We start from the raw sequence: 10,720 nt of genomic DNA, 5'->3' as shown, positions 1-10,720 counted from the left end.
GGTCCTTCGCTGCGCTCAGGATGACAGGCGATTGAAGTACTAATGCACGCGAGATGCTTCGCTGCGCTCTGCATGACGGTCTTTCCCGTTCGCTGCTTACTGATTCCCTACGGCTGGTAGCCCCGGTTATCCAAAAAGGCTTTGTTATACTCAGCTCGCGCTTTTCGCGCTTTTTCGGCGCGTTGCTCGGCTTCTATCTGCTCCATTTTGCGGCGTTGCTTGCCTTCGCGTGAGAACTGGTCGTAAATCAAGCTCACCGGGCTTTGAATGGTGGGCACCGGCGCTTTGGGCGCGGTAGAATCGACGGCGAAGAGGGGCTTGGGCTTGGGGGGACGCTTCACGCCATTCACCACGGGCGGCGCGGGGCGCTTCATGTTGCGCAGAGCCCGGTTGATGATGGCGCGGTCGGGTCGGTCGGCGGTTACCTGCACATCGCCCAGGCGCACGCTGTCGCGCGCTAGCTGGATGCGCACCACCAACTGCGACAGGCCGGTGCCGCCCAGCGCCATGCGCTGCACCTTGTAGCCCAGGGCCCGAAACAGGATGGTATCGGTCGGCAGGGCATCCAAGCCAAAGTCGCCGGTGGTGCTCGTGACCACGCCGCGCCGGGTACGCAGCACCTGCACCGTAGCCCCCGGAATGGGCAAGCGGCTGCCCGCCTCCGACACGCTGCCGCTCACGCGCACCGTGGGGGCCTGCGCCCACGCGGCCGTGGCCACCAGCAGCCAGCACACAGCCAGCAAGCCAAGCCGATGGCTCAGCTTGGCCCAAACGGCTGGCGCACAAAAAACTACTTCAGAAGGCATCAATCCATTAAACGCAACGCAACTACAAAGTAGCAACCCAATGAGCCAAAAAAGGCCCGCACCGTTGCAGGTGCGGGCCTTTTAACGATGATATGGCCGATTGCATCGACCAAGTCACTAATTTTTAACCTTGGTGCCGTCGGCGTCCTTGGTTTTCACCTTGCCGTTTTCTTTCACCTTGATTTTGCTGCCGTCGTCGGCCTTGGCTTTCATCTTGGAAGCCGACATGGCATCACCGCTCATGTTGTTGTCGGTGGTGGTCGAGGTGGTCGTTTCTTCCGTGGTCATCGACGACGAAGGAGCCATCGAGCTGGAAGAGCTATCCGACATCGACGAGCCCGACATATTATCGTCGGCATAGTTGCTGTCGTCGTAGGTCGAGCGGCTCGACTCGTAGGCCTGGTACTGGGTGGGGTCCACAAAAATCACTTTGAACTCCTGGTCTTCGGCCGAACGGGCGTCGCGCATGGCGGCGGCCATGCCGGTGGTGTCGGTGGTGTACTTGGTGCGCAGCTCGTTCATGCGCTTGTAGCGGTTCACGTACACGGTGCGGATTTTGGTCTTGGTGGCCTCGTCCGTGATTTTCATATTGGCCGCCATCTTGTCCGCAATCTGCTGGGCGCGGGCCTCAATCTGGGCATCCGTCATGGGCGCCGTGGTGGTGGTCGTAGTGGTCGTTACCGCCCCTTCGCCGGGCGTGGTATTGACTTCGGTGGTTTTTTCCTGCGAACAGGAAGCCAGCGAAAGGGCAGCAGCGCCCGCGAGGATTAACAGGGAATTTTTCATGAGGGGGAAGGTGAAAGAAGAACCGTAAGTGGTTTTGGGGGCGCTTTACGGCAATATTGAGGTAGATGTTACTTTGACAAAACCATTTGACAAAAGCAGAACGTCCGGCTGGGCTTGTCGAAGCATCTCTACTGCACTACTAAAATTGGTTAGTTGCGCGGTAGAGATGCTTCGGCAAGCTCAGCCGGACGTTCTTTTTGTGCTCAATTACGCGCGGCGCAATTCAAATACCGTGATTTCCGGCAAAAAACCCACCCGGCCCGGATACCCCAAAAAGCCCAATCCCACGTTCACGTACAGCTTTTGGCGCCCCTGCTGGTACAGGCCGGCCCACTGCTTGTAGGCGTACTGCACGGGGCTCCATTTCAGAAACGGCAGGTTCAGGCCGAACTGCATGCCGTGGGTGTGGCCGCTGAGCGTGAGGTCGATGTCGGGGTATTTTAGAATGTGGCTCTCCCAGTAGGACGGGTCGTGCGAGAGCAGGATTTTGAAGGGCGCGTCGCCGCTGGCGGCGTGGGCCTTGGGCAGGTTGCCGTAGGTGTGGAAGTTGAGGTGGGAACTGCTGTTCTGGATGCCCAGAATGGCGATGCGGTCGTCGCCGCGCTCGATGAAATGGGTGGTGTCGTTGAGCAGCGTCCAGCCCATTTTGGCGTGGTTCTGCATCAGGCGCTCCAGGTTCTGGCGCCACAAGGCGCGGTCTTCGCGGAATTCGGCCACGTAGTCGCCGTAGTCGTGGTTGCCGAGGCTGGAGAAAATGGGCAGGTCGGATTTGATTTTGGAGAGGGCCGGAATGTGCGGCTCTACTTCCTCGGCGCGGTTGTTCACCAGGTCGCCGGTCATCAGGATGAGGTCGGCTCCTTGGCGGTTTATCATGGCCACGGCCCGTTCCAGCGGTTCGGTAGAAGTGAAGCTGCCGGTGTGCAGGTCCGAAATCTGCAACACCTTGAAACCATCGAAAGCCGCCGGCAGGTTGGGAAACTTCAGCGTGACGCGGCGCACGGTGTAGTCGGTGGCGCCCTTCGCCACGCCCCACAGCAAGCTCACTATCGGCACGGCCGCCAGCCCCAGCGCCAGTTTGCTTAAAAACTCGCTGCGCGGAATGGCCGGGCCCGCCCCGCCCGCCGGCCCCGTAGCCGCGCCCACGGCCCAACGGCCCAGGCGCGTGAGGTCTTCCAGCAGCAAGGGCACCAGAACGACGATTTTGCCCACCAGCAATAATAGCAGCAGGCTGATGAGGTAGCTTTTGAGCACGGTGTTGCCGCTTTGGCGGTTGCTGCCCGCCCACAGCGCTACCCCCCACACAGCCAGCGTGAACAGCCCGTAGCCCACCAGCATGCCCCGGCGCATCCCCGGTGAAAAATGCTGCGTTGCCGTGCGCACCGCCTGATACCCATACCATTCGGCCAGCACAAGAACCGCCAGCACCAACAACAAAACCAACGGATTTCGCATATTCTGAATGAAAGCACTTAAAGCCCCGGCTGCTTAACGCCGCAACGGGCCGCAGGTTTAAACGCGGCGGGCCCGCTTTTGCTTTACATTTAACCGACTTTTTACCTTCTACCCCGGCCCCACCCCATGGAACCGCTTGACCGTCTGCCCGAACCAGCCCCCGCCTACCCCACGCCCGCTACCGGCATCAAGAGCTGGGCCGAAGATGACCGGCCGCGCGAAAAGCTCATGAGCAAGGGCCGCGCCGTCCTCTCCGACGCCGAGCTGCTGGCCATCCTCATCGGCTCGGGCACCACCAAGCTCACGGCCGTCGACGTGGGCAAGCTCATGCTGCAAGGCGTCGGCAACGACCTCAACGCCCTGGCCCGCGAAAGCGTGAAGCAGCTGTGCCGCCACCCCGGCATCGGCGAGGCCAAGGCCATTACCGTAGTGGCCGCGCTGGAGCTGGGCCGCCGCCGCAAGGAAGCCGACGCGGCCCCCCGCAACACCATCACCTGCTCGCGCGACATCTACAACCTGATGCGCCCGCACCTGCTCGACCTACCCCACGAGGAGTTCTGGATTATCCTCCTCAACCGGGCCAACGTGGTGATGCGCAAAACCGCCATCAGCCGCGGCGGCGTGGCCGGTACCGTGGCCGACCCCAAAATGATTTTCAAGGAGGCCCTGGAGCAGTTGGCCAGCAGCATCATCCTGGTGCACAACCACCCCAGCGGCAACCGCAACCCCAGCGGCGCCGACATCCAGCTCACCAAGAAGCTCAAGGAAGCCGGCAACTTCCTGGACTTGCCGATTCTGGACCATTTGATTTTCGCCGAACAGAGCTACTACAGCTTTGCGGATGAGGGGGTGCTGTAAGCCGATAGCACCGATGGCAAGTTGGTCATTACGGCACCAATAATGTAATTGGCCGGCAGACTTAAAGCGTCTCGCTCCCGGCAGTTCAGTAAATGCCTCCGCTAACTGCGTTTTGTAAACACTGATTGGCAAACCTGTTTCTTAAGTACTCGTGCAGAAGTAACCGTATTCGCTCGAACGTCATGCTGAGCTTGTCGAAGCATCTCTACCGTGGAAGTAACTGATTACTCTTCGCGGTAGGGATGCTTCGACAAGCTCAGCATGACCGCCTTTTTATTATCAGTTTGCTTTTGCTTGACTACTTAAAATCCAGACCGCATGCTGAAAACGGTTTGAGGCCTGCACAGAAGCGGCCAGTGCTTTTACATAGATGTTTATGAATAATTCGGTTATCACATAATATCCTCTGGTTTTATCCAAAAGCAGCGGCAGCTCCTCCGTAGGGTATCGGCGGGGTGGTTGACCGAAAGGCACTTCCAGGCGCCCTACAGCGTGATTTTGAGCGCCAGATTTCCCACAAATCCGTCGAGCGGGGCGTAGAGCGGATGGAAGGTGGGTTGGGTGACGGGGCCCGTCAGGACTTGCTCAAAACGGGTCTGGCGCACGTCAAGCAGGTTTTCGGCATTGAGCACCAGGGAAAAGTGCGGTGCAAAAATCTTTTCGGCCAGCGCCCCGCACACCCAAAAGCCGCGGCCTTGCCGGTCGCCCTCGCCGAGGTACTGCGGCCCATTGTAAAAGCCTTCGAGGGCCACCCGGAAATGCTGCTCTACTTCGTAGGTGGTGGTGAGCACCAGGCGGTGACGCGAAACGAAGGGCAGCGCGGCGGGCTGGGCAGCATCGTAGGTCTGGCGGGTATCGGTGAGGGTGTAAGCCACCAAGACCTGCAGCTCGTCCAGGCGCAGGCGCAGGTTGGATTCGAGGCCACGCGCCCGGATGGGCGTTGGGGCGTTCACGAAGTCCGTAATGCCCTGGACGTACTGGGCAGGGTCGGGAATGAGGCTATGGGAGAGTTCCGTTAAGAAAAATGCCTGGTTAAAGGAAATGCCGACTTCGTCCAGGCGGCCACGCAGGGTAAAGTCGGCGTTGAGGCCACGCGAGGTTTCGGCCCGCAGGCGCGTCGGGTCGAGGGGGCGGACGTTCACGTAGGCACGCTGCTCGGTGGCGCTGCTGAACACGGTGGGGGCCTTGTAGCCAAAGCCCCCGCCTACGCGCACACTCAGCCAGGAAGCGGGCTTGTAGAGGGCCGCCACGCGGGGCAGCACGAACAGGCCATAGGCCTGCTGGTAGTCTGTGCGCAGGCCTGCCTGCACCGTCAGGTCCTCCCCGACTTGCCAATCGTCCTGCAGAAACAGGCCCACCGTCTGGTAGTGGTAATCACGGGGGCCGAGTATGGCGACCGAGGTTTCGCGGAAATTGTCGGTGAGCAGGTTGGCGCCGGCCACGGCCCGGTGCCGGCCGGCGGGCACCAGCAGCGAGGCCTCGCTGTAGGTAGAGAGCTGGTGGCCGGCGAAGAAGCTGCCGCCGGCCTGCAGGCGGCGGGTAAAGGAGCTTACGCTGTTTTTAAGCGTCAGCAGGCGGCTTCGCCCCAGGTGGGAATCAAACCGCAGCTGGGAGTTGTAGCGCTCGGAGCGGTTGCGCTCGGTGTAGCCGGGCGTGGTGGGGGCATCGAGGGCGGGAAGGTAGCCCCCGGCGCGGGTTTCGACGGTGGCCGTGAGGCCGGCCGCAAGCGTGGTGGAATCGGTGGCGTAGTAATACAGGCGCGGGGTGACGGTGGTGGCCTGCACCTCGGGCAGGTCGGTGAAGCCGTCGCCGCTCACGTCGCGGGCTTCCTGGGTGTTTTGGGTGGCCAGCAGCGTGAGGCCGAGCCGGGCGCGGCGCCCCGTGTAGAAGGCGGTCAGGTCGCGCCCGCCTTTGCTGGTCTGGTTGAGCAACACGTTGAGCACGGGGGTCTCGGTGGGCGTTTTGCTCACCAGGTTGACCAGGCCGGCAATGGCGTCGCCGCCGTAGAGGGCCGAAGAAGCGCCCTTCACCACTTCGACCTGGCGCAGGTCCAGCGGGGGAATCTGCACCAGGCTCAGACCCTGGGAGAAGCCCCCGAAAAGGGGAAAGCCGTCCTTGAGAATCTGGGTGTAGCGGCCGTCGAGGCCCTGGATGCGGAAGGCCACGCTACCGGAATTGGCGGAGGTGAACTGCGGCTGAATGCCGGTAGCCTCGGTGAGCAGCATGGCGATGTTGGCCGGGCGCATGCTGCTTTCCTCGTGCACCTCCTCTTCGTCAATTACATCAATGCGCACGGGCACATCTTCGATGCGCGAGCCGGTGCGCGTGGCTTCCACCACCACCCCCTGCAGTTCGAGGCTGTTGGGCTCCAGCTCGATGAGGGCCGGCGGGCCATCGGGTTGGGGCAAGACGAAAGTGCGGGTGGCAGGTTCGTAGCCGAGGCTGGAAAACTGGACATCGACGGAACCAGTAGGAATATTAGGCAGGCTGGCCAATCCGTTTCCATCGGTTGTGGTACCGGTTTGCAGGGCGGGAATGGCCACGGTGACGCCGGGCAAGGGCATGTGGGTGTGCTCGTCGCGCACGAGCACACGCAGCGGACTTTGGGCCAAAGCGGCCAAGGCGGGGCCGCTGAGCACCGCCAGAAGAAACAGAAATCGCATAAGGGGAAGGGACGGCCAGCGGCCGGAAATCGAATAATAAACAGCATGCCCGGCCCTGGGGCAACTCGTGACCGGCAGCGCGGCAGCCGCTTATTATCAAACCTGGAGTACCGCGCACCACAGCCAGCGGCGGGCGCGGGGAAACGGCGCGGTGGGCACCGAGCACGCCCAGGCCGACCAGTGGCGCTGGCTGGGTGTGCCCCGCCGGATGACCGCCGCCCGCCCCCGCGGCGGCTTGGCGGAGCAAACCACCGGCGCGCTCACCGTTATCTGAACAGGGGCCGCCACGTACTCGGCAATGCCCCGGGCGTAGTAGGCGCGGGCATCCTCGGCATCGGTTTGGCAAACCGTGTTGAGGTAAAAGCTGCCCAGCAACAGGAGGAGCAGGCGAAGCAGGTGGCGGGCGGGCATGGGCAGGAACTAGCAGCACAAAAGTAAGGCCCGACCCGGTGACCTGCTGTCCTGCCGGCTACGGCACGGGTTTCGGCGGGGCAGGGAGCCCTACCGTGGCCCGCACGCCGCACTGCCCGGCATCGTTGGCCTGCTTGTTCGCGTCTGGCGCCTTAGCCACTGCCATTTAAACATTTAATCGTAATCCGAGCCGGTGGAGTAGACCAGCGCGAAGCCTTGCGCACGGCTGAGCAAGCCCACCCCGCTGCGCCCCAGCAAGTCGCGGCGAATGGGCTAAGCTGCTAAGCGACCAATTCCAGCGCTTGGGGCTTGGCCTGACGGGCGGGTGCCGGGTCCATGTGTTTTTGCGCAGCTGCACCCTGGGAGCGCCGTTGCACTGGTGGTGCCGGCAAGAAGCGCTGCACCGCTAACTTGGATTGGGCCGCTTCGGCCTGCCAGCGGGCCACGTCCTGGGGCGTGTATTGCGTCCATACACCTTCGCGGAACCCGGCCAGGAACAAACCCAATAAGGCAAATAAAGTAACGTATATCATCATGAATCAGTGAATTATGAATCAATTAAGCCAGAAAGCCTGGAGCAATAAATCAGGCCCTCTACCCGGCGACAGCCACAAAAGTTCCGGTCCTTTGTTTAATGTTTGATGGCAACAAACAACGGCGCAGCAGCAGTTGCTGGAACCGTGGGGCAGTGAGAAAGCCCGAGTCGGCCGCAAGGCCCTCGTCACCCGAAAACATCGGCGGGACGCAAGGTATTAGTCTTAAGCGCGCCTTCATTCGCATAAAAAGCGCCTCTCCGCGGTTAGTGGGAGAGGCGCTTTTCTACCATCCAAAATGATGAATCTGATAAGCTGCGGCCTTAATTTCGAACCAGGCGGCGCATCGCCGTGCCGGCCGGGGAGGTGGCTTTTAGCATGTATACCCCGGTGGCCAGCGAAGTCAAGTCCAGTTCCCGACTGCTCGCACCGGCTGGCAGCGTGGCACGGAGCACTTCCTGGCCCAGGGCGTTGTAAACCGTGAGTTGGGTCAGGGCGTGGCTTCCGTTCAGGGTCACAGTGAGCAGGCCCGTGGTGGGGTTCGGGAACACCGCCAGCTCCACCCCCGCCAGGCTGGTGCGGGTGGCCGTCACCACCGCGAGCGGGGCCGAAGGCAGCGAGGCGCAGCCCGCGGCGTTGGTCACCACCACCGTGTAGTTGCCGCTCTGCGTGGCCGTATAGGCCTGACCAGTGGCGCCGGCAATGGCCACCCCGTTCAGGTAGAACTGGTACGTGGCGCCCGGCACGGCCGAGGCTGTGAGCACCGCCCCGCTGGCCGTGAGTGTGGGCTGTGCCGGCAGCGCGTTGATGGTGAGCGTGGCCGTGGCTGACACCGTTGCGCAGCCGCCGTTAGCCGCCACCGTGTTGGTCACGGTGTAGGTGCCCGGCGTCGAAGCCGCCAGGTTGATGGCGCCCGTCGTGGCGTTTACACTCAGCCCCGTCGTGGACGTGAATGTGCCCGCTGCGCTGGCCGTGCCGGTGGCGCAGTAGTTGCTGTTGGCGTAGCTGAACGTGGCCACGGCCGGGGCCGTGATGGTCACGCTGGCCGTGCCCGTGCTCGGGCAGGGGCCACCCACGGTGTACGTCACCATATAGGTGCCCGCTGTGCTGGTGTTAGGTGTATAGTCCCAGCGTGAGCTGGCCGGCGGTGGGGGACGGAAACACCACCAGCTCAAAGGCCGCGGCCTCGGTCCGGGTGGCCGTCACGGCGTAAGTCACGGGGGTGGATGCCGGCGAAGTACAGCCCGCCCCGCTGGTCACCACCACCGTGTAGCTGCCGCTCTGCGTGGGCGTGTAGGTGGCGTTGGTAGCCCCGGCGATGGCAGCCCCGTTGAGGTAGTACTGGTACGTGGCACCGGCCACCACAGGGGTGCTCAGCACGCCGCCCGTCAGGGTGAGCACGGGCTGCGCCGGGCGCGGACTGATGGTGATGGGGGCCGTCGCCGTTTGGGCCGGGCAGCCGTTGCGGGCCGGCACGGTGTTGGTGACGGTGTACGTGCCCGGCGTGGACGTCGTCAGGTTGACCGCCCCGGTCGCGGGGTTCAAAATCAGCCCCGTGGGCGCGCTAAACGTGCCGCCCGTGCTGCCCGCGGGCAAGGTCACGCTGGCCGTGCCCCCGGTGATGCAGTAGCTGGCCGGCGTGTACGAGAACGTGGCCACCGGCGGCGGTGCAATGTCCAGCCGGAATGTGCTGCTGCTTGGGCAGGTGCCGGCCACCGAATAGGTGACGGTGTAGATGCCGGCCGTGCTGGTGATGGGCGTCACGGCCCCGGTGGTGGCGTTCAGGCTCAGGCCCGCGCCGGCGCTGAACGTGCCGCCAGCCGTGCCCGTCACGGTGGGCACCACCGTGCCGCTGGTGTTCTGGCAGATGGCCGGGGCCGGGTAGCTGAACGCGGCCGAAGTAGCGGGGTTCACGGTCACGGCCACGGCCGCCGAGGTGCTGGCGCAGCCGCTGGCGTTGGTCACCACCACCGCGTAGTTTCCGCTCGTGGTGGCCGTGTAGTAGGCCGAAGTGGCCCCACTGATGGGCTGGCCGTTGTTCAGGTACTGGTAGGTGAGGCCCGTGCCGGTGGAGGTAGCCAGCCCCACCGAGCCGCCGGCGCAAAAGGTGGTGGGCCCTTGCGCGATTAGGGTGGCCGAAGGCACGGGCGCCACCGTGACGGTGGCCACGGTGGAGGCCACCGGGGTGTTGGTGCCGTTCTGCACCACGGCCCGGAAGCTGGTGGTACCGGGCAGGTTCGTAAACGTGTAGGTCGGCGCCGTGCCAGCCACGTCAAAGTAGCCGTTGCCGGTGTTGGCCTGGTACTTCAGGATGGTGCCGGTGTAGCCCGTGAGCGTGAGCGTGCCGGAGTTGGGGCCCGCGCACACCGTGCTGGTGGCCGGGCTCAGCGTGCCCCCATCGGGCCCCGGCGACTGGGCGCGGGTCCCGAACGCCCAGCTGACCAAGGCCAGCAGCAGCAGACGGCCCCACACGGGGCGGCAGGAAGACGGGGCCGAAGCCAAGCTTCGGCACGGAGCAGGTAAGAGTGGACGCATGGCATGCAGGGTTAAGTGGAAGCGTCGCCGCTACCCAGCCGCGCCGCTTCTGCAAGACTACCCCGCCATCATGATGCGAATATGATAAGCAGCCTATTTGCGGCCGGTTCAAGGGCCTCTTCCTGCAAAAGGCGGCTTTATACGCCAGCTCCGGCGCAACCAGGCCCCGTAATAGCAGCCTCTAAGCCAGCATCGAAGAGAAACGGGTCGGGATGAGTGTAGAATGCTTGCATGGGCGAGCGAAAGGGGTGTGGTGAAGAAGCTGTTCAGGAAGTGTCTCGCTTGCCGGTCCGACGCCCCAGGCGTCCGACCGGTCGTCGGTCAACGGCCGGTTGCGTCTCGTTCGGGCGGCAACCGGTCGGACGCCTACGCCGTCGGACCGGGCGGAACCAACTTGCTAAACCGCGCTACCGCGGCTTCGGCGTCCGTGGCTGTCGGGGCGGGGCCTGCCCCGCCCGGCGAGTGGCGCCGTTTCACTGCTTCCGTTCCACGACGGAGGGACCCCCTACATAGTGCAGCATGTACCCTGACGCCGAAGCTGCTCTAGGGCAGTTTTGGTATCAGTGTACATTCCGAAGCAACGGCAGTAGTAGCGCGAACGGTGTAGTTCGCGGACCCCGCGCCGCTAACCCGTGCCGTTAGGAAAGGGCAAACGGCGCGGCGACGCGAACTACAC

General features: G+C 63.3%; 9 protein-coding genes. 1 reads left to right on the top strand and 8 read right to left on the bottom strand.

The window, feature by feature from the left end:
- Window positions 1-107 precede the first annotated feature (107 nt).
- The 3 genes from JKL48_RS22545 to JKL48_RS22535 all read right to left on the bottom strand — a co-directional run bounded on the left by JKL48_RS22545 (window position 108) and on the right by JKL48_RS22535 (window position 3,044).
- Window positions 108-806, bottom strand: a complete 699-nt coding sequence (locus JKL48_RS22545) for a carboxypeptidase-like regulatory domain-containing protein (RefSeq protein ID WP_201987622.1) — start codon at window positions 804-806, stop codon at window positions 108-110.
- A gap of 117 nt (window positions 807-923) precedes the next feature.
- Window positions 924-1,592 carry a hypothetical protein gene (locus JKL48_RS22540; protein ID WP_201987620.1) on the bottom strand — a complete coding sequence of 223 codons (669 nt, stop codon included), beginning with the start codon at window positions 1,590-1,592 and terminating at the stop codon, window positions 924-926.
- Between the two features lie 207 nt (window positions 1,593-1,799).
- Window positions 1,800-3,044 carry a metallophosphoesterase gene (locus JKL48_RS22535; RefSeq protein ID WP_201987618.1) on the bottom strand — a complete coding sequence of 415 codons (1,245 nt, stop codon included), beginning with the start codon at window positions 3,042-3,044 and terminating at the stop codon, window positions 1,800-1,802.
- Between the two features lie 126 nt (window positions 3,045-3,170).
- Between JKL48_RS22535 and radC the strand changes: the two genes are divergently transcribed.
- Window positions 3,171-3,902: a RadC family protein gene (gene radC / locus JKL48_RS22530; RefSeq protein ID WP_201987616.1), complete on the top strand. Its 732-nt coding sequence runs from the start codon at window positions 3,171-3,173 to the stop codon at window positions 3,900-3,902.
- Window positions 3,903-4,387: 485 nt separating this feature from the next.
- Here radC and JKL48_RS22525 read toward each other — a convergent pair whose 3' ends face one another.
- From JKL48_RS22525 to JKL48_RS22505, 5 genes are all read right to left on the bottom strand, one after another.
- Entirely contained in the window at window positions 4,388-6,565 is a 2,178-nt protein-coding gene (locus JKL48_RS22525) for a TonB-dependent receptor (RefSeq protein WP_201987615.1), read from the bottom strand.
- Window positions 6,566-6,661: 96 nt separating this feature from the next.
- Complete coding sequence (locus JKL48_RS22520; RefSeq protein WP_201987613.1) at window positions 6,662-6,976, bottom strand: hypothetical protein; 315 nt, start codon at window positions 6,974-6,976, stop codon at window positions 6,662-6,664.
- 281 nt (window positions 6,977-7,257) lie between these two features.
- Window positions 7,258-7,512, bottom strand: a complete 255-nt coding sequence (locus tag JKL48_RS22515) for a hypothetical protein (RefSeq protein WP_201987611.1) — start codon at window positions 7,510-7,512, stop codon at window positions 7,258-7,260.
- 320 nt (window positions 7,513-7,832) lie between these two features.
- Complete coding sequence (locus JKL48_RS22510; RefSeq protein ID WP_201987609.1) at window positions 7,833-8,600, bottom strand: T9SS type A sorting domain-containing protein; 768 nt, start codon at window positions 8,598-8,600, stop codon at window positions 7,833-7,835.
- 22 nt (window positions 8,601-8,622) lie between these two features.
- Window positions 8,623-10,044, bottom strand: a complete 1,422-nt coding sequence (locus tag JKL48_RS22505) for a hypothetical protein (RefSeq protein ID WP_201987607.1) — start codon at window positions 10,042-10,044, stop codon at window positions 8,623-8,625.
- Window positions 10,045-10,720 lie beyond the last annotated feature (676 nt).

This window comes from Hymenobacter rubidus, from assembly GCF_016734815.1.
Lineage (GTDB): Bacteria > Bacteroidota > Bacteroidia > Cytophagales > Hymenobacteraceae > Hymenobacter > Hymenobacter rubidus.
The sequence above is the reverse complement of the archived record's forward strand: the minus strand, read 5'-3'. Positions and strand labels throughout refer to the sequence as shown.

Bases quoted from the DNA above. Each gene is read 5' to 3' on its own strand.
- JKL48_RS22515 (WP_201987611.1), bottom strand. From the start codon at position 7,512: ATGATGATATACGTTACTTTATTTGCCTTATTGGGTTTGTTCCTGGCC.
- JKL48_RS22545 (WP_201987622.1), bottom strand. From the start codon at position 806: ATGCCTTCTGAAGTAGTTTTTTGTGCGCCAGCCGTTTGGGCCAAGCTG.
- JKL48_RS22535 (WP_201987618.1), bottom strand. From the start codon at position 3,044: ATGCGAAATCCGTTGGTTTTGTTGTTGGTGCTGGCGGTTCTTGTGCTG.
- radC (WP_201987616.1), top strand. From the start codon at position 3,171: ATGGAACCGCTTGACCGTCTGCCCGAACCAGCCCCCGCCTACCCCACG.
- JKL48_RS22510 (WP_201987609.1), bottom strand. From the start codon at position 8,600: ATGGTGACGTACACCGTGGGTGGCCCCTGCCCGAGCACGGGCACGGCC.
- JKL48_RS22505 (WP_201987607.1), bottom strand. From the start codon at position 10,044: ATGCGTCCACTCTTACCTGCTCCGTGCCGAAGCTTGGCTTCGGCCCCG.
- JKL48_RS22520 (WP_201987613.1), bottom strand. From the start codon at position 6,976: ATGCCCGCCCGCCACCTGCTTCGCCTGCTCCTCCTGTTGCTGGGCAGC.
- JKL48_RS22525 (WP_201987615.1), bottom strand. From the start codon at position 6,565: ATGCGATTTCTGTTTCTTCTGGCGGTGCTCAGCGGCCCCGCCTTGGCC.
- JKL48_RS22540 (WP_201987620.1), bottom strand. From the start codon at position 1,592: ATGAAAAATTCCCTGTTAATCCTCGCGGGCGCTGCTGCCCTTTCGCTG.